Here is a 24100-nt window from a genome sequence, read left to right on the forward strand (position 1 = left end):
ATGAATATTCTAAGCAGTTTTGAGCAATTCCATGGCGATATCAGAAGAAATAAATGGATGCGGTTTTTCACCACTTTTCTTCGGATAGCCCTGGCCTATGCATTTTTGATGGCCGGTCTCACAAAGGTTATTGGAGAGCGATTTACCTCGCTCTCCAATAACCACCCGATGGGGCATTACCTGGAGGCACTTTATCACACGGGTTTTTACTACACCTTTATTGGTGTGGCGCAAATGCTCGCCGGCCTGTTGCTCCTGGTCCCCCGCACGGCATTGCTTGGAGCCATACTTTATTTCCCGATCATTCTGAATATCTGTATTCTTTCTTACGCGGTAAGATTTGAAGGTTCTGTGCTCACCACTCCGCTAATGGTTTTGGCAAATTTATACCTGATCTGCTGGGATTTTCATCGTTGGAAGTATGTGCTTCCGCATAGACCCACAACTATAAAAGCTGCCTTTCCCGAAATCTACAGCCAAACGAATCGATTTCCTTTCAAATTTCTGACTATGATTTTGGTGACTTTAGTGATCGTGGTAGGACTAATTTTTACCATGAGCCAAAAAGCGAATATGCCGAGAAATTCTTTTCCGGAATGCCTAACGCAATGCCCTGACAGCAGTAATCCGGAGGCCTGTAAATCTTTTTGTGAGTGCATCCACGAAAATGGCAATTCTCTCGAGAACTGCCTGGAAGCATACGGAACCAAATTTTCCAAATAACATGAACGTATATACTTATCTCAACCGTCATAAAACACTGCTTCTGGCCGGAAGTTGCTGTTGCTTCCTGGTGCTTTTCCGCTTTGTTATTAGCCTGGAATATTATTATTTTTTCCTGATCTGGAATTTATTTTTGGCAGGAATCCCTTTTTTGCTTTCAGAGTTTATAAGCAAAACCGAAAATTTCATGGCAACAGGTATACTGGGCATGCTGTGGCTGCTGTTCCTCCCGAACAGTTTTTATGTGGTGACAAACCTGATCCATCTGCAAAATTCCAATCGGCCCTATTTTGATGTTTTCATAATTGGCAGTTTCGCAGTACTCTGCTGCTGGCTTGGTTTCAAATCGATACAACATATGGAACAAAAATTTGAAATACTGATTCCCAAAACTATAAGCTGGCTTATAAAAATTGGTGTGCTGTTTCTCTGTTCCTTCGGAATTTACCTCGGAAGATTTTTACGGTACAATTCCTGGAATCTTCTGAGCGATCCTTACAATCTTTTGGAGGACTGTTTCAGTTTCTTAAGATTTCCTGTTCGCCATCTCGAAGTCTGGCTGTTCACTTTAATTTTCGGGCTGATGCTTACCGGTCTTTATTATATTTATCTGCACCTAAACCCAAAAAATGCCTCTGAATAGAAAGTCTAAAAAAACCTATTTTGCAGCTTGTATGGTACTGCTGATCATCGAAATTTTTATTGCAGTTTGGGTACGAGATAAGTTTGTAAGACCATATTTAGGTGATTTCCTGGTGGTGATCCTGATCTATACTTTTTTGATGATGATCAGCAGGATTTCAGTTGTAAAAGGCTTATTCGCAGTATTGCTTTTTTCGTTTGCTGTTGAATTTTTCCAATTGATCAATATCGTCAAAGTACTGCAATACCAACCACCGAAGATCGTCATGATCATCCTCGGAAGCAGCTTTTCTGCCTGGGATCTGCTGGCTTATTTTCTTGGAATTGTCTTTACGGGATTGCTGGAATTTTTATTTTCCAGAAATGGTTTTGGCAGAATTTGAATCTGTATGCTTTTCAAAAAACTGATCAGACATCTCTAAAATATATCCCATGCTTTTACTGTCTTCCAGACTATGACCAACATTCTCAATTATTCTCAATTCCACATCTTTATTGTTCGCTTTCAAAGCCTCTTCCATATTTTCAGCCTGGCTCAGTGAAACAGTTTTGTCAAAGCGTCCATGAATAATTAACATTGGCGCATTAAGTTTTGAAGCATAATTAATTGGTGAAATTTCTTTTAGATATTTATTATTCTTATCTCCAAGAGCGGTATTCCAGAAATCATATCCGAAACGAATATCTTCCTGTTTCATTTCTTTCATGGCCAATTTTAGATCTGTAGGCGCTGAAAGTATCACAGCACTATTGAAGATTCCGGGGTAACGAATCAAACTCATATAAGCCGCATAGCCGCCATAACTATGACCAAAAATAAACACATTTGACGCATCGATCTGGTAACTGGAAATAGCCGCTTTTGTTCCATCTATGATATCATCTATCATCACACTGTCCAATCCCCCTACTCCTGCTTCTAAAAATTTCTTCCCAAAACCTATAGAACCGCGAAAATTAACCCTTAGGGTAACATAACCTCTATTCGCAAAATATTGAGAGAATCCATCCAGATTAAAATAATCGCGTGCCCAAGGCCAAACATGAGGTATCACTACTAGTGAAACAGGCTTTCCCTTCGCATAATCATCTGGTAAATTGATATAACCAGAAACCTGAACAGAGTCTCTTGTTTTGAAAACAAATGGTCTTACAGAGGTTAAGTTATATTTGCTTAGCTCCTCGTTCATTACTGCCATTACTGTGTAAGAAGAATCTTTTGTTTTTAGTACACAAATATTTCCAGGCCTTCTTTCGCTCCATTGATGTACCAAAAAAGTTTCCCGACTATCATCTACACCAATAAAATCATGGAAATAGGCGCTGTATTTATTAAGCAAAATAGTATGTGCTTTCTCATAATTAGCATCAAACCATTTATAACTTGGAGTCATTGCTTCAAACCTTAATCCCGCAAGCGATTGTGTGTCGTCATTGAAAAATAGATTCAAGTCATTTCCGTAAAAGTTACCAACATCATACGTTGCATCTTTCATGATTGTATCAATGACCACTCGTTTCTGAAGATCATACTTGATCAGAATTCTTTTATCTGAATCTATAGTAGAATTGAGATAAACAACATTCTCATCATAACCAAATTCTTCCAAGCTCAATTCCCTATTCATGATACTTTTGCCTTTAGTATCCATGCTGTAATGTTTGGAATTGATCTGAAATTTTACCGGTTGCATTTCATCATAATGGTAATCCTTTTGAAAATACTCAAACCCTTCCTCTGTTAGTTTTGCTCCAAGGCGAACACGGCCTTTTGGTCCAATAAACCAGGTATTCATGTCATTATCTCTACCATTGGCAACAACTGTACGTTCACCAGTAAAGAGATTCAATGTTTCAACATTAGAATAGCCATAAAAATCATGAGCCTCAATCAATATCTCATCTTCCTTCTCGGGCAATAGATGCAGAATTTCTGTAAAGCGAATTTTTTTACTGAAATTACTGCTGCTATTCTCATAATCAATATTACCGGCTAACATCCTCATATTAGAGCCGTCCTTATCGATCACATAAATTCTTCCGTATGTTTCAAAAATAAGGGTGTTTGTATTGAGCCAATTCAGATTATAAATTTTTTTATCACTCAACGGAATAGTCTCCAGAACAACATAATCATCGATATCTATAACCCGCAACTTAAAGCTATTATTATTCTCAAAGATTTCAGCATATAGTTTCCCGTCTTGAGATATACAGAATTCCGATTTGAGATTTTTTTCGAAGAAGAGATCAGCGGGAATTTTATTGGATACTGAATCTTTTTGCGCGAATAAAATATTGGTGCTCAAAATGAGCAGTGCCAGTAAATATTTGACCATAAGATTTAAATATGGCCAAATATAGGAATTTGAAACAATTACCCGAAACTAACTCACAGGGCTAAAAAATCATATTTTCGAAATGATCATCACCGGAAAATGATCAGATGGATACAGCTTCATTTTGGAATCACTGAGCACACCGTATTTCTCGATCTGGACTTGATCATTTACAAAGATGTAATCGATTCGCCTGGTCACTGCTTCTTCAAAATTGAATCCGTTAAAAGTACCGTCAGATCCGTAAGATACTGTTTTAGCGATTTCCTTGGAATCACCTAAAGTCTTCTTGATAAGCTGAATTCCTTCTGAATCTGGTTCGAGGTTGAAATCTCCTGAAAGAAATACCGGAAGATCTTCCGTATTGATCGCTGAAATTTTATCCAGGATCAGTTGTGCACTGTTCGTTCTGGCTTCCACTCCAATATGATCGAAATGGGTATTGAAATACCAGAATTTTTTACCTGTTTCAGTTTCTTCAAAAAGGCCATAGGTGCAGATTCTTGGCAAGGCCGCATCCCAGCCGGTGGAAACTTTTTCAGGAGTTTGAGATAACCAGAATGTTCCCGACTCCAGAACTTTATATTGATCGGCTTTGTAGAAAATTGCCGAGTATTCTCCCTGTTCCTTACCATCTTCACGGCCCACTCCTATATAATCATAGCCGTTCAGTGAATCTTTAAAATGATCCATCTGTACTTTTAATGCTTCCTGAACCCCGAACAGATCCGGCTCATAGAATTTCAGCTGATTGGTGATAAATTCCTGGCGCTTCGACCAGCTGTTCTCACCATCATTTTCATTAGCATATTTGATATTATAGGTCATCAATTTTACCTCCTGCCCCAGCATGGAACCGGTGATCAGGATCGCTAAAATTAATATGAGTTTATTCAAAACCTTCATGTTCGTGGATTTTACCTTGTACATAATCTTCTAAGTATTCAAATCTTGAGGTTAGTTTCCCGTTTTGCGTCATACGCGCACGCTCCAGAATTCCGTTTTCATCATCATTAAAAAAGGCTGGAATGACAGATTTCAGGAACATTTGCCCAAAACCTTCACTGGCATCTTTTGGCAGTTCACACGGCAGGTTATCTACTGCCATCACCGCGATCGCATTTTCATTACGGAAATCACATTCTGCCTCTGTCTGTGAATCGTAGCCGTAAAATGGCTCTGCGATGGTGGACGGCCGAATGGTTGAAGCTACCGGACCGGCAATATCGCAGGAAATGTCAGTTACATATTTTATTCTGAAGTCTTTGCTTTTTGCTTCCTCCGGTGTAAAAAATACCGGCGCGCCCTGCCCGTAGAAATGTCCCGCAATAAAAACGTCGCTCACTTTGGCAAATTTGAAAAAGTCGGATACATAATTTTCCGGATGCTTGTAAAATTCTTCACGCGAACCTGTAGTACCATCTACTCTTTTACCGTAATCCAACACATCGATAAGGCAATAAACAGGCTCATCAAAATCCTTTTCCAGGTATTCGGTTACCTCAACTTTTCGCACGTTCATATGGTCGAGAATCTCTTTTGCTCCATGAGCCACTTTACCACTTCCGGTCAAAACGAACTTATAATTTGGCAACTGAATTTTATCCAATTCTGATAGCATGGCATCAAGGTCTGGCAGACTTTCGGCTTTTGGCAGGTTAAATAGATTTTCTTTTATCCCAATTAGCCTGATGCCATTATAGGCACCTACCAGCCCGGCATACCGACCGAAACCGATGAGCCTGGCAGACTTCTCGTCGGTGATCACTTCATGATCATATAATTCGATATTCTTTGCCAGGATTTCTCGCAACAGATCACGATTATAAGGCTGTTTTTTAATGGTATGAGAAAAGAAGAAATACTTTTTATCTGGAATGAGTGCCGGTAACGGAACTTCCTTGACACCAATCATGACATCGGCACCTGACACATCTTCCAGTACCTGAAAACCTTCTTTTTCATAATCGGCATCTGTAAATACCCGAATATCAGATTTCTCCACAATGAACTGTGCTTCAGGAAATTTCGTGGCTGCTTTTTTAAGCATCTTTGGTGAAAATACGACGCGACGGTCTGGTGGAGTCTTTCGCTCTTTGATAAGGGCAAATGTGATCATACTCTGGTATAGGTTTTGTTCAATTATGAAGTGTCTCAAAGATATGAATTTAAATCTGTATCTTTGCTGGCCCAACCGGAATCTCTGGTTGGTATTCTTTGAAAATCTGGAGTTTTGAACAGGATTTTTCTGCTAACAGGCAGGCTGAAAATTTTAGTTTCTAATCCTGTTTAAAAATTTTGCGTTAGGGATAGCAGCGGAAATTCTTTAAAGGTATTGCGAGCGAAGGCGAGAAATTACACAGTAATTTTGAGCTAAAGCGAAAAATCATCTTTAAAGATTGAAGCGAATAGCCCGCCGCGACGGCGATAGCCGGAGCGGAACGCCCGCATAATTATAATTATAGCGGCAAAGAAGATGTTCATTATTTTATGGGGTCGACTTGGTTTTGACAGCGAGTCTAATTGAGTTGTAAGCACGTCGAGCGCTGGGATATAGCTCGTAAATCTCATATTTCACACTTTTTAAACGGCGAGAATAACTACGCCTTGGCTGCGTAACCGAATCATAGTAGGTTTTGCTTAGTCTCTACAAGGTAGAGAGCCAAGATGTCTCGCGGGAGCCTTGATTTACGGCGCCCGCACCAGAGGCACCGATAAAGTAAATATAGGGAGCTCAGGGCCTTGATGAGTTTCTGAAATTTAATGGAGGATACGTGTAGAGTTGGTGGTTTTCGGCCGGCTTTGCATCGACAATCAAATGAAAACTAAACGTGTAGAAAGCTTCTGAATTGCTTGTTTGGACGAGGGTTCGAACCCCTCCGACTCCACTTTTTGAGTATCAATCTCAATCAAAAACCCCGAAATCCCAGGATTTACGGGGTTTTTCATTTTTAAGGATGTCTTTTAATATCAAATAATTGCACAATTTTGGTGACCAATCCGGTTACCAATTTTTTCCAACAAAATTGGTAACCAGAACCACCCAAAACCCCTTAATTTCAATTCTTTACAAAATATTAAAGTTTCATTTCGTATATCATTTTTCACTACTTTAAGTGCCAATTTTATGACCAAAAATATGAGCACTTCTTACCAACTTAGTTTTTACCTTCGAAAAAGCAGAAGCAACAAATCTTCTGAGAGTGATATTTACGTAAGAATATCGGTAGATAATAAGCGATCTGCCATGACTATTAACCGCAAAGTGGATCCCAGGAAATGGCATTCGAAATCTGAAAAAATGCTGGGAAAAAGCCCTGAAGCGATAGAATTGAATAATTATATCAATGTAATTAAGAATAGAATCAAGAATATACACCAGGAACTCATTGAAAAGAAAAAATCTATTTCTTCAAAAAGCATACTTGATGAATTTAAAGGAGTAAATAAAAAGAAGCCTAAAATGACCCTGGAGGTATTTAATGAGCATAATGAACAAATGGATCGGCTTTCTGGTAAAAGCATCTCCAAAAGCACCGCAAAGCGATACTGGACCTGTTATAACCATGTAGAGCAATTCATAAATGAAGAATTGAAAGCTCCAGATTACCCGATGAATGATATCAACCACCAGTTTATCACCAAATTCGAGTATTTTCTTAAGACTAAAAGAGAATGTAACCATAACTCTGCCCTGAAGTATGTAAACAATTTCAAAAAGATCATTCGAATCGCCCTGGCTAACCAGTGGATGGATCGTGATCCTTTCTATAATTATAAAGTGCAGTTTGAAACGGTGGAACGGGAATTTTTAAATGAAGAGGAAGTACAGAAGCTAATCAATAAAGATCTTCACCTGGATAGGCTAAAACTGGTGAGGGACATGTTTGTGTTTAGCTGTTATACCGGATTGGCATATTCTGACGTTAAAAAATTGAGCCGTGCAGATATTACCAAAGGCATAGACGGCGGGAAATGGATTCGAATTAAAAGAACCAAAACCAAATCGCTGAGCAGCATCCCTCTCCTACCCGTTGCCGAAGAAATTCTGAATCGTTATAAAGACCACCCGGAAGTTAAAGACGGGAAGTATGTCTTGCCAGTTTTAAGCAACCAGAAATCCAACGCCTTTTTAAAAGAGATTGCGGCACTATGTGGCATAAAGAAACCGCTAACCACTCACCTGGCCCGTCACACTTTTGCCACAACCATAACTCTTACTAATGGTGTCCCAATAGAATCTGTAAGTAAGATGCTGGGCCACCAGGATCTTAGAACCACCCAGCATTATGCTAAAATCGTGGACCGGAAGATTAGTGATGATATGAAGATGTTGAAACTTAAATTGGCGAGAAAAGAAGCTAAGAATCCTTCTTTCAAAAAAAATAGAAAGAAATAAAATTCTAATCTTTCATTATAAGGTTTTAACTAACATTATAGGTTAGCTTATTTTCTTTAAAAGTTATTTTGAATCCATCTTAATTTTGACATATTTTCGAACTCCATTCTCATAATGCATTCGTCTTCCCTTACATGATTATTCAAAATTATTTCAGAAAATCCACAACCTCCAGAACTTTTTGCTTTTTTTAAGATACTAACGAGTGGGTAGAATGTATGTTTATAATTCCCTGCCCTGTACAATTCCTCTTCAAATCTAAGGCTTTCTTAGTATCACATATTATCAACGCACCAGTCCCTTCACTAAATCTTTTTGCAGATTCTAATCGTCCCGTGAAACTAGTTATTTTATTTCTTTTGCTAATTCGTTCACAGGACCTAAACAAGATCGGTCTTGTTGTTGGTAAATAGTTTTTTAATACAATATCCCATACGTCGAAGAATGCTTTCCTTTTTTCTTCAGGCCCAGTAAGAATCCAATTAGAAATAAATGTTATAGTTTGTTCAGCTATCTTAGCATCTTTCTGTAAAATTTCAATTAGATTTTGAGCTATTTCACTCTTTTGATTTTTAGATAATCTATATTGAAATTGAAACTTCATATTTTATTCTGTGATTCTATAATTAACCTTTTTCTGTAATATCCTTTTAAATGATTAACCATTGTTTTCCAGCTTATTATTTAACCAATCTTAACTGAGACGAAATTTTTTCATCAATCAAATCGGAATATTCATCTTCAAATTTGGTTTTAACTGATTTGTCTTTAATGTTTAGTTTATTTGAAAGATATCCTAATTTGCGTTTGTTCTGTTCAATTAATTCAGACCATTCCATCACATAAACTTCAATGTTTTTCTCGGTTTTCACATCATATAAATAAGGCTTATCTGGAAAATTCGCTCTCCTGGATTTAACTTGAGATTTAGCATATTTAGTAAGTTTCGATGAAATCAATAATAGCTTGTATTTAACTTTTTCATTAGGTAAGGCAGAATGTTGTTCAATTGTAAAAGCGTATTCATCGATTTGATTTAATTCTTTTTTACTTATAGAACATTTTGGAGCCTTTAATTCTACCACCATTATTTCTTTTACGTTAGAATCAGTTATTTTTTCATTGAAAAAAAATAAATCTGTAATATCATTTAATCCTCGATCGTCTAATTCAATCAAATTATCGTCCTCTTCTGTAGGTTCATAATTGAAAAACTTTGTTCTTAATTCTTCTAGAATATTTCCTATTTTTTTATCCGACCATAATTGAGGAATCCCATTATAATTTTCTCCAAAAAGCCACAATTCATTTTCTACTATTTTATGAAGTTGACTTCGTTCTTTTAAATGTTTTGAGATCCCACCATAGGTCAATTCATGAAGAAAATCAAGAAATTCGGATTTCTGTGCTACTACACTAGCAAAGTGCACAACATCTTCGAGATCAGTTTTTTCCAGTAGATTATGGAACTTTTCCAAATTTTCATCTGATAGTTTCAAAAGTTTTTTAAATATATATTCGATATTACCATTTGATATAGCTTTGTCTAATAAGGGATATAAGAAATTCCGAATTTTGTCATCTCTCTGGATTAATCTATGCTCATCTTCCAACAGGTATGCAACTTTCTTGAATAGTACTTCTTGAGATTTAGATGCTGGTTGACTATTATCTTGATAGGGATAATATTTATCTCTTTCTAGGCTATTTAAGAATTTTTCAAATCTTTTGTTTTTAGCTTTAAAGAAATGGTTGATGGCTTCTTTAATTGTATTTTTGAGATTTTTTATTTCTGTTTCGCCAAGTGTTTCAATATCCAAATTCCTGAACAAATCTGTATTAAGCATTGCCGATTCAATATATATAAACCAAGTACCTAGATCAGGCGTATACCAATCCGAAGAATATGTGTATTCATGCGCTACACTTTTTAAACCTGCATTATCAGTTTGAAAAAACACTTTTACTTTTTTAAGTGATGATTTAATATTGTAGAAGTAAAAATTAAGTTGATGGGTTTTACCCTTTTTATCAGTGTAATTTATTGTCTTTTTCGATGGTTTACCAATAACGAACTGTTCTCTTCTGAGTATGTGTCCATTGATAATAAAGTTTACAGTGTTGTGGAATATTTCGTATGGGTAGTGTTCGAAAATTGCTTGACTAATATTTTGCTGAAGGAAGTTTTCGTGTATTCTATTCCTTTTTGCAATATTTTCTTGCTTATTATGATGTAATTGTTCAATTATTACTTTGTAATAAGGGTTTTGTTTCGTTTCAAGATACTCGTAATCAACCTTAAATTCAGTTTCCTGTAATTGTGCATCATTAAAATCTAAGGTATCAATACTGAATTTCGTTTTGGAAAATTGTTTTTTTTCACTATCAAATCCGATAGTTTCAATATGCATTAACTCTCCAATTTGAAGAGCGCTAAACCTACCTATTCCTTGTCCACTGGCTTTTACAGTTGTTCCTATTTCTAAAACTCTATTATCGAATTCGTTAAAAGGAACTCCATAACCATCATCTTTAATTTCAATCCTCTTTATTGGTGACTTAATATTTGCTTCATTTACGTATTCAAGGTTGATTTCAATATTTTTTGAGTCAGCTTGAATCGAATTATTTATTAGCTCACGAAATGCTTGAAATGTATCTTTATACTTTGTTAGAAGTTCTTTTATAACCCTGGTATTTGTAGTTATTTTTTTGGTTGTTGATTTCATTTTTACGAGGTTAGTAAGATTGAAGTAAGGTTATAATAAGTTTCGGGCCGAGAAACGTAGACTTGTAAGCTCAACTATTTTCTTTCTTGATTTTAAAATTAAATTTTTCAACAATTTCCGTTATTGGGATGAATTGCTGTAGTTATTAATATTTTTTCAATACACTTTCATCCTAAATTTCCTAGTAAATCCAAAATGAACAATCATTTTTTGGTTATGGTTAAAAGGTAGGTCGTCGTCTTTGTATTTGAAAAACCATCTTTTAGATTCGCTTAAAGTGCCTATTAAACCAAAATTAAAAAGTACTTCCAGTATATCTTCATGATTTTTATTGTTACTTTGTAAGTAGTTTACAATTTTGGAGTCATTCTCAAATTCATTTCTAATCTCATCAAATGTTAATACTCCTTCATTTAACTTAATAAATGCTTGTGAAGCCTCCTGCCAAATTGGAAGGTGACTTTGGATTTCATCTCTAAATTCTCTGAAAAACCATTCTGAAAATTCGACTTCAGCTTTTTTTACTGTCTTGAAATCTAACTTACCTTTGGGATTTTGCCTTTTACAATATTTCATGAATTTGATGATATCACGAGGTCTTTCAAAAGTTCTGTTGTAAATAAACTCCCAAAGACTATTTATTTTTCTAGGTATATTTCTATCATTATTGATAGTTATTTGCTCCCAAGCTTTTTCAGGATACTTTACATTTATAGAAGCATTTATTCGAGCATTTATTAAATCATATAAAGAATAACTAGCATAAAACTCTTTGGTCCATTTTAAATTTATGATATAATCATCGAGTTTATTTAAATCATTATCTTCAAGATTATTAAATATATCAGATCTCAGTGCTAAAACTGGTCTTATATTTAGATTATCCTTTAAATCTAAAAATGTATTTTCAACTGCTCTAAATAGAGATAATAATAAAAGATTAAGATTTTTATCATTAGCTGAGTAACCTTCATCCAACTCATCGAATAAAAGAAAGAAATAACAATCTGATGTAGTGTCTTTAATCAACTTCATTAAAATTTCAGATGCTTTTTGGTAGTGAACACTAGTCATCACTTCATCTGAGGAACCTATTTTATTTTCATATCCTAACCATTTAGTAATAATTGATACTTTATTTTCATTTGATTTTAAATTTTTTAATGTTTCTGTAAAACCTAAATCAGATGGAAAGTTTATTTTATAAAATTGCTGTAATTTATTTACAGATTCGCATGAAATGATACTATTATCTTTAATTATTAATTTTCCTAATTCAGTCAGAATTAAAAAAGTCCAAATTGGAACAAATTGAGATTTGTTTCCTAATGATCTATCTTTTAATTCTCTAATTGTTTGTATAGGGAAATTTCTTAAAGATAAATATTTTACAAATGAATTGTATTCTGAGGAAGCTTCATTAGCTATTTGCTCTATAATTGCAGTTTTACCAGTGCCTTTTCTTCCTATAATATATCTATACTCACCATTTTTAATTCCTTCATATTCAGGGATTTTAACAAAGTATTTTTTTAATTGGCGATCACCCTTAGCTTCATCTGGACCCCAATTTACTTTCTGAAAATCATTTTCAAATATTACCATAGTTTTATATTAACGAAATAAGTTATATACTCGGCAATATAACTCTTATATCTAAAAAATAACAAGGCTAATGAAGATGATCATCTTTTGGTGATTTAAAATGAATAGAATGTATTAATTAAAAAGGGGCAGAAAAGAAGTAGCTGGAGAAATTTAATTTTCTAAGTCACTTAATGGAAAAGTAAAATTATATAGTTCCATTGGATGAATACCTAAGCCTTTTGCAATAGGCAAAAGTGTAGTAATTTTGGGTTCATTTTCATCTGCCAGAACTCTATAAACTGCTTTAGTTTCAATATTTCCAATAGAAGCAATAGTTACGATATCCCGATCGCTTTCATCGATCAATTTTCTGAGATGCTCACTAAACTTTTTTCGATATGATGTTTGCCATTCCTTCACCAGCACAATATCAAATCTAACAGTCGAAAAAAATTGTCAAGTTTGACACAATTAGAAAATAATTATTATATTTACCTCATATTAATATATTTGCGAAACTTCTTAAAGTAAAATATTAGAAGCATTTCGCTTTGAATCTCGATCTAAAAACTGGTAATTTTTGTGCAACGAGATGATAAGCATAATGCTCACGACCCGGGCGTGGGCTTGCTTGTTGTTGCACGGTATACCAGTACCTTAGATCGGCAAGTTGAGACTCCACGCCTTTTTACTTGTAGAAAAAGCGCATTTCTTCTCAACCTTTTTTCAAGGCTTTCTTCTTTTAAAAAATTTTAGAACTCGCATAGCTATTTAGTTATGTCCACTCCTGGATTTGACATTATAGCCGCAGCTTCACTCCCTACATGAAGCCTAAATTCTAACATTCTAAAGTTATCTGTTATGCGGGACGATAATTTCCATTTACTAAAACAGGGACATCCAGATTCCCTGGTCAATATTCATGCACAATATAGTAGTCGGATATTTTGGATCGGTAAGCGACTCATCAGAGATGAATTTGTTATAGAAAACCTGGTCCAGGATTGCTTTTTAAAGTTATGGGAGCATCGGGATACTATACAGTCGGCAGATCATATCTTATTTTTCCTGCGCTTCGTGATGAAACGTGAATGTATTTCCTATTACACCAGGCCCAGGAATAAATTTTATCGGCAGCTGGGTCACCTAGAGAATTATGATAACCACCAGGATTATTTTGCCGGTCATGATGCTTTAGAAGAGTCGGAAATCATAAAAGAACATGATCAGCAGGAAAATGACCTTAAAAGGTTAAAAGAAGCATTGCACCTAATTGATCCTGCTCAAAAACAAGTGATAGAGCTGTGTTTAAAATATGGATTCCAGTATAAAATTATAGCTGGTATTATGGGAACGAGTACAACAGAAATTTATCACGATGTTCGAAAAGCGATCCAGTTACTTAAAGCCATACTGAACGAGGATAAAACAATCTTAGAAACTACTACTAATGCCTCAGAAGCAATCAATGTAGACCAACGAAAGGTATTCGAACTGCGTTGTAAAAAGCAATATTCCTTTCCAGAGATTGCTGATGAGTTGAATCTCACTCAAAAGGAAGTTCATGCGGCTTTTACTGCTGCATATAAAGTGATGCAGGAAAAAAATGATAGAGAATTAGAATCAGCCTGAGATGAAAAAGCGAACCATGAAACTTACCAGGAAGATCCAGTTACTGGTCGATCTTCCAACCAAGGAAGAACGAAAGGAAGCTCTCGATTTGCTATACCAATGGCAGAACCGGGCGTATCGAGCAGCTAATCACATGGTGACTCATCTATATGTCCAGGAAATGATCAAAGATTTTCTGTATCTCTCTGAAGGAGTGAAATACAAAATAGCCGACGAGAAAAAAGATGAACTAGGAATTTTAACCGGTTCGCGTATTAACACCATCTACCGGGTGGTTTCCAACCGGTTTAAAGGCGAATTACCCACCAATATCCTGACAAATCTTAAAAGCAGTTTATATAGCTCTTTCAACCGGAATAAGCTTGAATACTGGAAAGGAGAACGATCTTTAAAGAACTTCAAAAGAGATATGGCTTTTCCGTTTGATACTGAAGGTATGAGTAAAATGATTTACGACGAAGAGAAAAAAGCCTTCTGTTTCCGGTTATTTAAAATGCCGCTTAAAACTTATTTAGGAAAAGACTTTACCGATAAAAAGATTTTATTGGAAAGGGTGATCAAGGGGGAAGTAAAATTATGCTCCTCACATATCAAACTGAAGGATGGGAAGATCTTCTGGCTCCCGGTATTTGAGATCGAAAAAGAAAATCACCAACTAAAACCAAACGTGGTTGCCGAAGCTACCTTGTCTTTAGAACACCCAATCGTAGTGAAGACCGTTAGGGCGAAGTTGACGATCGGCTCAAGAGAAGAATTTCTATACAGGAGACTTGCCATTCAGGCCGCATGCAAAAGAGCGCAGAAAGGCGCTACTTATACCCGGGGTGGTCACGGAAAAGCCAGAAAAACCAAGGCTATGGCCAAATTTCAAGATAGGGAAAGAAACTACGTAAACAACCGCATCCATGTCTATACCAGGAAGCTTATTGATTTTTGCATCCGCCACCAGGCCGGAACATTGATACTATTAAACCAGGAAGCAAAAATCGGGATTGCAAAAAATGAAGAGTTTTTGCTGCGAAACTGGAGTTATTATGACCTTATGACAAAAATCAAATACAAGGCAGAGAAGGTTGGTATTGAATTAATAATAGACTAAAGTTTAGTTTCGAGGGTGCCTGTACACCCGTAAGGTGAGGTCAGTGACACTCACTAAATGCTTCGGCATTTACAGCGCGTGGGCTCACTAAAGTATTAGTAGGAATGATGTTTTCCTATATTCTGAAAAGGTCATCATACTGTATTAGCCCGATGAGTATTAACACTAATTAACATTAAGTAACACAGGTTAACGCTTATTCGGCAATGAAATTATTTGTTTTAGTGCATTATTAATCACTAATCTTTTATTTATGAAAAAGTTCTCATTACTTTTTGCATTTGGATTAATGTCTATTAGGGCATTTGCTTCTAACGATTAAGCCAGAACGGAATTCTCAACAATGGAGACCGAAACTATTGAAACATCTATAGAGACCTCTGACGATGAGACAGCGAATGCTGCCCTTCGAGCAGAGATTATCGTAAACTGCGAGGATGGATCATCTTACACTGTTAGCTGTGATAGCTGTAGTACTTCCCAACTAATTGGAATTGCCATGGCTCTATGTGCCTAACCAAAACAGCCTATCTCTCATTTTTGAGAGGAAGGTTTTTATTACTCTAAAACTTTTAAAATGAGATTTTTATTATTTTTTTTCTTCATAACCTTCATTAGTCTCTCTCAAGCACAGGAAAAGGGAATAGTTTATTATGGACATATTGAAAGTCCAGGAAAAGGTGGACCCGTAGGACTGGATTTTAATGCTTACCTGGTATTTAATAAAGAAGCATCCTATTATGTTACGGCAAAAGACTCGCTAGAGAATCAGTCAGAACTAGAAGAGAAAAAGATTAAAGAAGTAAATGGGACCAAACAAATTTACTTAGGCAAGCATACTCTTGCCCAGGGAAAGCAAGTGTATTACAATCGTAAAAAGGATAGCCTTTGGTGGAATAAAAAATATAAAGAACCAGTATATGGACGGGAGAAGCGAACAAAAATCGATTGGGTTTTAGGTTCAGAAACAAAATCTTTTGGAGGACTCACGTGTCATAAAGCTACCGGTTCATTTCGGGGTAAAAATTATACTGCCTGGTACACCGATGCTATCCCCCTACCCTATGGCCCGTGGAAATTACAAGGCTTACCAGGACTGATTCTTGAAGCCTATGATGATGACAAAGAAATGTACATGTATTTTAAATCTGTAGAATATCCAACAGATAGAGAATTAAGTGTAGGCCCGTTAGAAAAACCCAGAGATGATAAAGAATATCCATGGTTGTCAATTGACGAGTACAAACAGACACTGGAGAAGCTAGCTGAAAGAAGTAAAACAAAGGCGATACTGATTGCAAAGCAAATGGGTGGCGATGTGACGGTCAATCCTGGCGGAGTTGAGACTCTAAGCGTTGAGCTTTTTGACTAAATAGATCGCTTACTATTACTATTCCAACCCCATTCATAATGGGGTTTTAGTTTATCCCTGTATGATGAGAATCTTTCTACTATTTTTTATGATATCAGCATGTAATTATGCTCAAGAAATTCGCATCACAGGTACTTCTTACGATAAGCAGTCCAAACCTCTTGAAACTGTTTTGGTGCAGGTGAGAAATTTGCAGAACGAGGTATTAGATTATACGTACACCAATGATTCCGGAAATTTCGAATTGCTGTTTAATAGTGATGATAATCCTATAATAATAGAGGCTTCCAGTCTGGGATATACATCCCAAAAAAGAGAACTACATATCGAAAAGGAATTAGTCATACATGATATTGACTTCATCCTCGAGGAAAAAACAGAGTTTCTAAAGGAGGTACTTGTGGAAGGTCATCAAAAAATCAGAATTAGTTCTGACACTACCTTTATTCGTGTTTCACAATACACCACGGATAATGAGCAAACAGTGGAAGACATCCTAAAAAGATTACCTGGAATTGAGGTTTTAGAAGACGGAAGTATCAAGGCACATGGAAAACCAATTGAAAGCTTATTAATAGAAGGCGAGAATTTACTTGATGATAATTACAAGGTTTTATCCAAAAACCTGGACGCCAAGACTCTGGAAGAAGTACAGATTTTAGATAACTACGAAGAGAATCCCATATTTAAACAGTTATCAAATTCAGAAAAAGTCGCTTTAAACCTAAAGCTCAAAGACGAGTACAACTATGTTCTATTTGGAAATGTTTCCGGAGGATATGGCCTTAAAGATCGCTATGAAGCAGCTATGACTCTGGGGCTATTAAGAAAGAAAATAAAATTTCTGGAGTTTAGTAATTTTAATAATATCGGAGATAAAGGATCGCGATTATTGCAAAGCGAGCAAACAATCATTGATCTATCTCAAATGTTTCAGAAAATCGAAAAAAAGCCTTTTACAATATTTTCTATTGACCAGCAAGAAGAAGATGTTTTCAATTCCAGAAGTGTTTTTAATAACTCCATGCTCCACTCCCTAGGAGCATCTACCAAATTCAATGAGAAATTAACCTTAAGGGGTGATGTCAATATAATAGCAGATAAAACTAGTCAGGACTACCAGGCTTTGACTGAATATTTTACAGGCAACAGTCGTTCTTCATTTTTTGAAACCAGTACTTACGCGAATAAAAACAGGATTGCTTCCTCAGAAATTGAATTTAAATTTTCTCCAGATGCGAAAAATTACTTTAGCAATACGGTTAGTTATTACTCAAATCCTCACGAAGCATCTAATTCGATAATTTTAAGCGATCAGGAAATTTCTCAGAATAATGAAATTACATCGGAAACTTTTTATAATCATTTAGAGCACTCCTATTTATTATCAAAAACAAGTGGTCTGTATAACTACCTTTATTTTGGTTATGGGAACTCTAATGAAATAGCGCAAATAATTTATCCAGGTTTGCGTGATCTATTTCCGGTTCAGGAGAATTCCTTTTATCAAAAAGTTGGAAATAGATTTACTTATTATGGCCTTCAGAGTACCCTAATTTCAAAATACAACAAGTGGGAAAACGACTTACAATTACAGGTCCATAATGAAACGGAGTCAGCTAATAGCAGGCTCTTTACGGAAACTCAACCAAATTTTGAAGGCTATAGTAACAATTTAGAGATCAATGATTCTTTTATAGGGTTCAGTAATTCTTTAAAATATAAATTGAAGAATGATAGTTATTTGAAAGGTAGTTTGGCTTTAAAAGAGCGTTGGTTTAATAATAAGAACTATTTGTTAAATAATAGCAACTTCACTTTCAGGCATAAACTTAAGCAGTATGGGGTTATTCGATTAAGTTATACTTACAAAGAAGAATTACCAGGGCTGAAATTTTTGTTACCTGCATATGCCATAACTTCTTATCAAAGTTTTAATAGCGGATCGGACGAAATCACCAAATTGAAAAATTCAATTTTTTCTCTAAACTACAGCCTGTATAATGATCTTAAAGGATTTTCCATAAATAGCTCTCTTTTGCATACGGTAATCCATGACGGTTACGCATCGAATACTTTTGCAAACGAAAATTTTATTTTTAATAGTCTGCTGCCTACCTCCAAAGGACATACCACTCTTGCCAATTTAGCATTTACTAATTATTTCAGCACCCTTCAGCTGGCAACTAATTCAGATACTAATCAAAGTTTTATCAGATCCCCCCTATTTTTAGATCAAACCGAAGAATTAAGTCTTAAGAATTATTCGGGTACTTATTCCTTTTCTGTCAGCTCTTACTTTGATAAATGGCTAAATTTTTCAAGCGGAGTTCAATACCGATTTTCCAAGTCGGAAGTAGGCCCCAACTCCAACGAATTCACCACTACCAAAGTATTTGCAGATTTTGAAACGAAATTGGGTCAGTCACTTAAGGTCAATCTTAATAATGAATTTTACTTTCAAAATAATGAAGAATACTTTTTTTCAAATGCCGAAATACTTTTCGAGCCGAAGGAAAAAAGATGGTCTGCAAGCCTTACTTTAAATAACCTGTTGGATGAAAAGGAATATTTGATACAACGAATCAGTTCTTTTAAATCCTACCAAAGGAGAATTAATCTAGTTCCAGCATATGCTCTGTTAAAGTTGAAGTACAGATTTTAATTTAAACCGTCAATTTATAACCGACCCCTCTTACATTAAGAATCTTTACCTCTTTATCCTTAATCAACAATTTCCTGAGTTTACTGATAAAGACATCCATACTTCTCGAAGCATAAAAATCATTATTCGGCCACATTAAATCTAAAACCGTATCCCGTTCGACTATCTTATTTTTATTCTCTGTTAACAATAAAAGCAACTGATTTTCTCGTCCTGATAGGGTTACAACCTTTTCATTTTTATATTGTAAGGTTTGATTTTTCGGATTGAACTGGTATTGCCCCAATTGCAATCTATCTTCGGTTTTGATGGAGCGATTATAATTCATAAGATTTTTAACTCTAACAATGAGTTCTTCGATACTAAAAGGCTTCTTGAGGTAATCGTTGCCACCTGATTCGAACCCCGTTACCACATCTTGTGGCTGAGACTTAGCAGTAAGAAAGATGATGGGTGTTTTTTGGTCATTCTTCCTTATCTCTTTTGCTAAAGTAAGCCCATCCTTTACGGGCATCATAATATCTGTTACAATAATATCAATAGAGTTTGCTTCATATATCCGCAATGCTTCATTTCCATCGCGAGAATGAAACACAATGAAATCTCTAGTTTCCAGACTTTCCTTAATAATCTGGGCCAGGGTGATCTCATCTTCCACTAATAAAAGTCTCGTTTTATTCATTAGGTACAGAGATAATAAATGATGTGGAATTGTTTTTTAAAATTACTTCAGCTGTTCCACCATGTTTTTCCGCTATCTTTTTTACATAATAAAGCCCCACTCCATAACCCTTTACATTATGTAAATTCCCTTGGGGAACACGATAGAATTTATCGAAAATTTTCTCGGACTGATTTTTCGTCAAATGACCAGGTTCGTCAATAACTTGAAGGGTTAAAGACTCACCATTATCAATTAAAATTTCAATTTTATCACCTCCGTATTTTACAGCATTATCGATAAGTGCACCGAGGCAGTTTCCCAAATGAAAAGGTTCAATATATGCTTCGCTTTTAGAATCTTTAGAAATATTTAAAAGAATTGCTTTTTTTTGGGCGTTCATTTTATAATTGTCTATGATTTCTGCAGCCCAATTATGAATATTTACCTGTCGCTTTTCAAGAATCCAATTTTCAGTTTTTAAAAGAGCGGTATCCATAAGCTGATCTACCATAGTCTCCAGTTTTTTTAATTGTTGATCAGAATAGTCAAGATATCTATTTGTCTTTTCGATATCATTATTGGTATTAAAATATCGTATACTCTCTAAAGCTGCCCCAATCGTGGATATAGGTGTTTTAAATTCATGGGTGATATTGCTGATTAAGTCATCTTTGATTTCTGAAAGTTGCTTTTGTTGCTTGATAACCCATTGCATATAAAATAAAGCAAATAGGATACAAACCATCAACAGTAAAGAAATTACTATACTGAAAAGACTTTTTTTCAAAATTATTATAATAGCGTTCGGAAATAACAATTCAATACTTTCCCGTGATTTCAAATAGGTAGATTTGCCTTGCACCGTAAAATCCCCAGAAGTAAAATTTTCAGTCCTAGAACTCGCATAAATTGAATCATTCTTAAGGTGATTCAACTTATAGGAAATATCATAATTTTTCCTATCCAGTTCCGAATTTAATAAGCCTTTTAATTTTGTAAAATTGATAGAATCTTCATTGATGGATATATAAATATCCCTAATATTATTTAACATTTTGAGACTATCAGAAGCCTTAGGGATCGAAGCAGAGCTTAAACTATCACCGTTAATTTTATCGATAATTTGTCTATTCTGACCTTTAATTGTGATTTTTTCAGAATTGAAATCTCCTGCGTTGTTGACCCTTAATGAAACAGAATTGTCTTTTGCGAAATCTATGAAGTAATTATCAATAGCAACATCCAGGGCTTTTTGAATATCACTTTTAAATTCCATAGTGTTTTTCTGATACTCTGTATAACTCCAAATAATTTGAATCCCTATTATGGCAACTATAACAACGCTTAGAAGGTATGGGATTCGATTATACAGCTTTTTCATCGCAGGGGAAGATAAGAAATTCTCAAATTAGGTAATTGCTACCCCTAAGTTTGTGTATAACATCATTCAAGGAAAAGCACTTCCTTTAAAAATTCTGAATACCCTCAAGATTCGTATCCTCATTTGCCAGTTCAATATAGATCGTAAACGATTATTAACTCGGGATTTTAATTAAACTTCACTGATTCAATTTCCCATTATTTAGGACAAACAGAGACAATATTAAATGCATACCTCACCCTCAAAGGAACTTTGCCAGGATAAATGCCCACTCTCCACCATTCCAAATATTCTGATTTTAGCCCGCTACTAATTCGCTTAAATTTTCTTTTTAAATTCTAAGTGCATAGAATGCTTTCCTTTTTTCTACATAAAAAATACCAGGATATAGAAGGTAGTCGGGCTTAAAGTGAAAGATAAATCTTAAAATAGAGGGCACGTGTATACTCGCAGAGCGCGGTCTAAAAATAAACTCACTGAATGTATTGGAGCATAAACAGAAACATGGGTTCACCTATTTAGTTAATTCAGTTACCACTTGGATACAAAACAATGATGTTTTATCAATTCGCGATTCGCGAATTGCGAATTGCGAATTGGCTTCTGACATGTTCGGCTGGAGCTCAAAATAAAAATTAAAGCTTATGAACCTGAGCTAAGCATGAAATTTTTGCAATTGCTTTAAACGATACTGATAATCCTGTATGTAATTTCTCTTAGTGGATTCCTCTAAAAAGGAAGCTTCAGATAATCGAATAATTTCTTCCGAATTATCCAGCATGGTTTCCATAATCTGGTTCAGTTGTTTAGGCTTTAATTCAACCTGCTCTGCCAGAATCTTGAATTGTCCTGCAACAGTTGTTTGAGCCATCTTTTTAGGAATAAGTCCTCCATTCAGAGCAAATTCACTATCATCCACATGAATTCGGGTGTTGAGTAAATCATAGGCTGGGCTTAGCCGATGATCCCCCATGGGAGTTTCCAGGATAGCGAAATTTTTTAAATGGGCATCACCATTTGAAAAGAGGTAATTAAATACGAGCAGCTTAAATAGTTTTGGAGTTTCTATACGATAGGCCGGGAGAAATTTTTTCATTAGATGAAATAAGTCCAGATAATTTCCTTCGTATTTATAATGTTCACCGTGAGTCTGAGGAGTTTTGCCGGCAAGGCTTGCAAAATCCTCCTTAGCTTTCTTCGAGCCGTCAGGATTTACATCAAATCGTTTGGTTATATATGCTGGAGCTTCATTTTTAAAAAATATAAGCGCATTTTCGGCAGTTTCAATATTATATACCTGCCGGGCGATCTGCATAGTTAGATGCTCATTGGCGGGCATTTGATCACGCCTCTTCCCTGCATGGGGAATCGGTTTAAGGATATAGGTCCCCTGTTCCCTTTCTTTGATAAGACGAAGCTTATTTTTCTCTAGGAGAACGGAAAATTTTTCCTGTACTCCTGATATAGAGATGCGTCTTTGATTCTCTTCAAAAAGTTCATCGGTTTGCTGGTTCGAGTTCGGTGCATCATAGGGTAGCAAATGAGAAACCTTGCGACCATCAAATACACGATTTAGACATGTCCTGTTGTAAGTCTGATATCCTTCTGCCAAGGTTCCAGGGCAATGGTCTATTTTCATTCTAGTCCTTTATTTTTTTTACAGTGACCGCCCCAACTGTATCATAACGAGCAGTGGTTATAAGGATACCAAAATAATCATTTGAATCTAATCTATTGGCCTTACATACTGTTTGGCGATTGGTCCCTTCTGGAAGCATATTATAAAAGAAAGGGAATAGAAAGTCCGATTGATATTCCGGTTGGGATCTGGGCAGTGTAAGACTTATGGAAGGATTTCCCGGATCTGCCAACCATGTATCGAGATACCGGAAGCTAAAGCTTCCATCATTATGCTGTTCCAAAATTCCAGCTTCTTTCCCTTTATAGAGTACCTTGGCTTGTCGCATTTAAAACTTAAATTTTTTTAACCTGCAATGTGATTTCTAAGCCCAGAATATCTGTTATCTTCTGTAAGGATTCGAGGGTAGGATTGGCCTGCCCAGTCTCGATTTTATATAATGTATTGATCCCGATATTGGCCATATCAGCTAATTGTTTCTGGGTGATGCGCATATGATCGCGCCGATCTTGAATTATTTGACCAATCTGTTGGATCGCTGTCATAAATATTTTATTATTTTTCTCTTTGAACCCACATTATACTGTGAAATATAATTACAAATTTAAAAACAAAATCAAAAATACATTAATTTCCACACTTTAATGTGAATTACATTGTATTTTTATTCAAATCATATAATTCCCGGTTAAAAATCACACTATACTGTGATTTTGAAGAGATTTATTAATTTCATTTTCGATTCAATTGCATATAACGCTGGCCTAAAAAATTGATTAATAGCATACTATTTTCCCTTACTTACTTTTCTTAGCGATACATATTGAATATCCGCTCAGCCCATTTCCGCTTCATTGCGCGAAAGCTGCATTCCGGGAAAAACGCTTCTCTCAAAAGATCTTGAACACCTTTAAAAACTTCGATTTCCATAAATGCTAACCCGAAGAAAAATCGAAACGCATCATTTCAGATCGAAGATTTTCAAAGAAGTTCGCTGGTTCCGGATTCCAATCGTGTCATCCTAAGCAAGGATTTGAAGATACAATAGAGGGTTATGAAAATTAATCCTTATAGGGATATTCGTCGATAATGTAGATCCGGTTTTAAATTGTTTCTATCGTTAATCTGAACATCTTGCAGTAGTATTCTGTTTTTAGCCAACTCTTATATTCTCATCTTTCCATTTCTCAACTTCTAATCGCCCGGTAGGCTTTCCTTTTTCTATATGC

21 protein-coding genes and 1 other RNA gene are annotated in these 24100 nt (G+C 35.5%); 10 read left to right on the forward strand and 12 right to left on the reverse strand.

The window, feature by feature from the left end; genetic code table 11:
- Genes GRFL_RS02660 through GRFL_RS02670 form a run of 3 tightly spaced genes read left to right on the forward strand, consistent with a single transcriptional unit; the run spans nucleotide 1 to nucleotide 1748 of the window.
- Entirely contained in the window at nucleotides 1-723 is a 723-nt protein-coding gene (locus GRFL_RS02660) for a DoxX family protein (RefSeq protein ID WP_083643168.1), read from the forward strand.
- Between the two features lies 1 nt (nucleotide 724).
- A complete protein-coding gene (locus GRFL_RS02665) occupies nucleotides 725-1366 on the forward strand; it encodes a DUF1361 domain-containing protein (protein ID WP_158091602.1) in 642 nt (213 codons plus the stop codon).
- Nucleotides 1353-1748, forward strand: a complete 396-nt coding sequence (locus tag GRFL_RS02670) for a ribosomal maturation YjgA family protein (RefSeq protein ID WP_083643170.1) — start codon at nucleotides 1353-1355, stop codon at nucleotides 1746-1748. The genes GRFL_RS02665 and GRFL_RS02670 overlap by 14 nt, the downstream gene beginning before the upstream one ends.
- Here GRFL_RS02670 and GRFL_RS02675 read toward each other — a convergent pair.
- The 3 genes from GRFL_RS02675 to GRFL_RS02685 all read right to left on the reverse strand — a co-directional run bounded on the left by GRFL_RS02675 (nucleotide 1716) and on the right by GRFL_RS02685 (nucleotide 5823).
- Entirely contained in the window at nucleotides 1716-3704 is a 1989-nt protein-coding gene (locus tag GRFL_RS02675; RefSeq protein WP_083643171.1) for an alpha/beta hydrolase family protein, read from the reverse strand. The genes GRFL_RS02670 and GRFL_RS02675 overlap by 33 nt on opposite strands.
- A 69-nt stretch (nucleotides 3705-3773) precedes the next feature.
- The gene (locus GRFL_RS02680) at nucleotides 3774-4610 is read right to left on the reverse strand and encodes an endonuclease/exonuclease/phosphatase family protein (RefSeq protein ID WP_083645928.1); all 837 of its coding nucleotides are present in this window, start codon (nucleotides 4608-4610) and stop codon (nucleotides 3774-3776) included.
- Nucleotides 4594-5823, reverse strand: a complete 1230-nt coding sequence (locus GRFL_RS02685) for an NAD(P)-dependent oxidoreductase (RefSeq protein WP_083643172.1) — start codon at nucleotides 5821-5823, stop codon at nucleotides 4594-4596. The genes GRFL_RS02680 and GRFL_RS02685 overlap by 17 nt, the downstream gene beginning before the upstream one ends.
- Before the next feature lie 373 nt (nucleotides 5824-6196).
- Between GRFL_RS02685 and ssrA the strand changes: the two genes are divergently transcribed.
- Both ssrA and GRFL_RS02695 read left to right on the forward strand, forming a co-directional pair.
- Nucleotides 6197-6595: a transfer-messenger RNA gene (ssrA, locus tag GRFL_RS02690) on the forward strand.
- A 248-nt stretch (nucleotides 6596-6843) separates the two neighbouring features.
- Nucleotides 6844-8103, forward strand: a complete 1260-nt coding sequence (locus GRFL_RS02695) for a site-specific integrase (protein ID WP_083645929.1) — start codon at nucleotides 6844-6846, stop codon at nucleotides 8101-8103.
- Between the two features lie 190 nt (nucleotides 8104-8293).
- Here the strand turns inward: GRFL_RS02695 and GRFL_RS02700 are convergent, their stop codons facing one another.
- From GRFL_RS02700 to GRFL_RS02715, 4 genes are all read right to left on the reverse strand, one after another.
- Nucleotides 8294-8707, reverse strand: coding sequence for a hypothetical protein (locus GRFL_RS02700; RefSeq protein WP_206601048.1), 414 nt, complete (start codon nucleotides 8705-8707; stop codon nucleotides 8294-8296).
- Between the two features lie 76 nt (nucleotides 8708-8783).
- Nucleotides 8784-10832 (reverse strand): ATP-binding protein, encoded by a 2049-nt coding sequence (locus tag GRFL_RS02705; protein ID WP_083643173.1) that lies wholly within the window; start codon nucleotides 10830-10832, stop codon nucleotides 8784-8786.
- Nucleotides 10833-10988: 156 nt separating this feature from the next.
- Nucleotides 10989-12437: a P-loop ATPase, Sll1717 family gene (locus GRFL_RS02710; protein ID WP_083643174.1), complete on the reverse strand. Its 1449-nt coding sequence runs from the start codon at nucleotides 12435-12437 to the stop codon at nucleotides 10989-10991.
- 153 nt (nucleotides 12438-12590) lie between these two features.
- Complete coding sequence (locus GRFL_RS02715; protein ID WP_083643175.1) at nucleotides 12591-12845, reverse strand: hypothetical protein; 255 nt, start codon at nucleotides 12843-12845, stop codon at nucleotides 12591-12593.
- 435 nt (nucleotides 12846-13280) lie between these two features.
- On the opposite strand from GRFL_RS02715, the gene GRFL_RS02720 reads away from it, so the two are divergent.
- The 5 genes from GRFL_RS02720 (at nucleotide 13281) to GRFL_RS02735 (ending at nucleotide 19187) form a co-directional block, all read left to right on the forward strand.
- Nucleotides 13281-14051, forward strand: coding sequence for an RNA polymerase sigma factor (locus GRFL_RS02720; protein ID WP_083643176.1), 771 nt, complete (start codon nucleotides 13281-13283; stop codon nucleotides 14049-14051).
- A 1-nt stretch (nucleotide 14052) separates the two neighbouring features.
- Nucleotides 14053-15150, forward strand: a complete 1098-nt coding sequence (locus GRFL_RS02725; protein ID WP_083643177.1) for a hypothetical protein — start codon at nucleotides 14053-14055, stop codon at nucleotides 15148-15150.
- 343 nt (nucleotides 15151-15493) lie between these two features.
- Entirely contained in the window at nucleotides 15494-15667 is a 174-nt protein-coding gene (locus tag GRFL_RS17985; RefSeq protein ID WP_157492990.1) for a hypothetical protein, read from the forward strand.
- A 60-nt stretch (nucleotides 15668-15727) separates the two neighbouring features.
- On the forward strand, nucleotides 15728-16522 hold the full coding sequence (locus GRFL_RS02730) for a GLPGLI family protein (protein ID WP_083643178.1): 795 nt from the start codon (nucleotides 15728-15730) through the stop codon (nucleotides 16520-16522).
- Nucleotides 16523-16583: 61 nt separating this feature from the next.
- A complete protein-coding gene (locus tag GRFL_RS02735) occupies nucleotides 16584-19187 on the forward strand; it encodes a carboxypeptidase-like regulatory domain-containing protein (RefSeq protein ID WP_083643179.1) in 2604 nt (867 codons plus the stop codon).
- 1 nt (nucleotide 19188) lies between these two features.
- Here the strand turns inward: GRFL_RS02735 and GRFL_RS02740 are convergent, their stop codons facing one another.
- From GRFL_RS02740 to GRFL_RS02760, 5 genes are all read right to left on the reverse strand, one after another.
- On the reverse strand, nucleotides 19189-19845 hold the full coding sequence (locus tag GRFL_RS02740; protein ID WP_341475765.1) for a response regulator transcription factor: 657 nt from the start codon (nucleotides 19843-19845) through the stop codon (nucleotides 19189-19191).
- 16 nt (nucleotides 19846-19861) lie between these two features.
- Complete coding sequence (locus GRFL_RS02745; protein ID WP_083643181.1) at nucleotides 19862-21232, reverse strand: sensor histidine kinase; 1371 nt, start codon at nucleotides 21230-21232, stop codon at nucleotides 19862-19864.
- Nucleotides 21233-21887: 655 nt separating this feature from the next.
- Nucleotides 21888-22871, reverse strand: a complete 984-nt coding sequence (locus GRFL_RS02750) for a type II toxin-antitoxin system HipA family toxin (RefSeq protein ID WP_083643182.1) — start codon at nucleotides 22869-22871, stop codon at nucleotides 21888-21890.
- A gap of 1 nt (nucleotide 22872) precedes the next feature.
- Nucleotides 22873-23199: a HipA N-terminal domain-containing protein gene (locus GRFL_RS02755; RefSeq protein ID WP_083643183.1), complete on the reverse strand. Its 327-nt coding sequence runs from the start codon at nucleotides 23197-23199 to the stop codon at nucleotides 22873-22875.
- 7 nt (nucleotides 23200-23206) lie between these two features.
- Nucleotides 23207-23416: a helix-turn-helix domain-containing protein gene (locus GRFL_RS02760; protein ID WP_083643184.1), complete on the reverse strand. Its 210-nt coding sequence runs from the start codon at nucleotides 23414-23416 to the stop codon at nucleotides 23207-23209.
- Nucleotides 23417-24100: the final 684 nt, after the last annotated feature.

Origin of the sequence: Christiangramia flava JLT2011 (assembly GCF_001951155.1) — a bacterium.
GTDB lineage: Bacteria > Bacteroidota > Bacteroidia > Flavobacteriales > Flavobacteriaceae > Christiangramia > Christiangramia flava.

Excerpts from the sequence above, each read along its gene's own strand:
- GRFL_RS02700 (WP_206601048.1), bottom strand. The coding sequence starts at position 8,707 with ATGAAGTTTCAATTTCAATATAGATTATCTAAAAATCAAAAGAGTGAA.
- GRFL_RS02695 (WP_083645929.1), top strand. The coding sequence starts at position 6,844 with ATGAGCACTTCTTACCAACTTAGTTTTTACCTTCGAAAAAGCAGAAGC.
- GRFL_RS02710 (WP_083643174.1), bottom strand. The coding sequence starts at position 12,437 with ATGGTAATATTTGAAAATGATTTTCAGAAAGTAAATTGGGGTCCAGAT.
- GRFL_RS02735 (WP_083643179.1), top strand. The coding sequence starts at position 16,584 with ATGATGAGAATCTTTCTACTATTTTTTATGATATCAGCATGTAATTAT.
- GRFL_RS02670 (WP_083643170.1), top strand. The coding sequence starts at position 1,353 with ATGCCTCTGAATAGAAAGTCTAAAAAAACCTATTTTGCAGCTTGTATG.
- GRFL_RS17985 (WP_157492990.1), top strand. The coding sequence starts at position 15,494 with ATGGAGACCGAAACTATTGAAACATCTATAGAGACCTCTGACGATGAG.
- GRFL_RS02665 (WP_158091602.1), top strand. The coding sequence starts at position 725 with ATGAACGTATATACTTATCTCAACCGTCATAAAACACTGCTTCTGGCC.
- GRFL_RS02760 (WP_083643184.1), bottom strand. The coding sequence starts at position 23,416 with ATGACAGCGATCCAACAGATTGGTCAAATAATTCAAGATCGGCGCGAT.
- GRFL_RS02755 (WP_083643183.1), bottom strand. The coding sequence starts at position 23,199 with ATGCGACAAGCCAAGGTACTCTATAAAGGGAAAGAAGCTGGAATTTTG.
- GRFL_RS02730 (WP_083643178.1), top strand. The coding sequence starts at position 15,728 with ATGAGATTTTTATTATTTTTTTTCTTCATAACCTTCATTAGTCTCTCT.
- GRFL_RS02675 (WP_083643171.1), bottom strand. The coding sequence starts at position 3,704 with ATGGTCAAATATTTACTGGCACTGCTCATTTTGAGCACCAATATTTTA.
- GRFL_RS02680 (WP_083645928.1), bottom strand. The coding sequence starts at position 4,610 with ATGAAGGTTTTGAATAAACTCATATTAATTTTAGCGATCCTGATCACC.
- GRFL_RS02705 (WP_083643173.1), bottom strand. The coding sequence starts at position 10,832 with ATGAAATCAACAACCAAAAAAATAACTACAAATACCAGGGTTATAAAA.
- GRFL_RS02720 (WP_083643176.1), top strand. The coding sequence starts at position 13,281 with ATGCGGGACGATAATTTCCATTTACTAAAACAGGGACATCCAGATTCC.
- GRFL_RS02685 (WP_083643172.1), bottom strand. The coding sequence starts at position 5,823 with ATGATCACATTTGCCCTTATCAAAGAGCGAAAGACTCCACCAGACCGT.
- GRFL_RS02745 (WP_083643181.1), bottom strand. The coding sequence starts at position 21,232 with ATGAAAAAGCTGTATAATCGAATCCCATACCTTCTAAGCGTTGTTATA.
- GRFL_RS02750 (WP_083643182.1), bottom strand. The coding sequence starts at position 22,871 with ATGAAAATAGACCATTGCCCTGGAACCTTGGCAGAAGGATATCAGACT.
- GRFL_RS02660 (WP_083643168.1), top strand. The coding sequence starts at position 1 with ATGAATATTCTAAGCAGTTTTGAGCAATTCCATGGCGATATCAGAAGA.
- GRFL_RS02725 (WP_083643177.1), top strand. The coding sequence starts at position 14,053 with ATGAAAAAGCGAACCATGAAACTTACCAGGAAGATCCAGTTACTGGTC.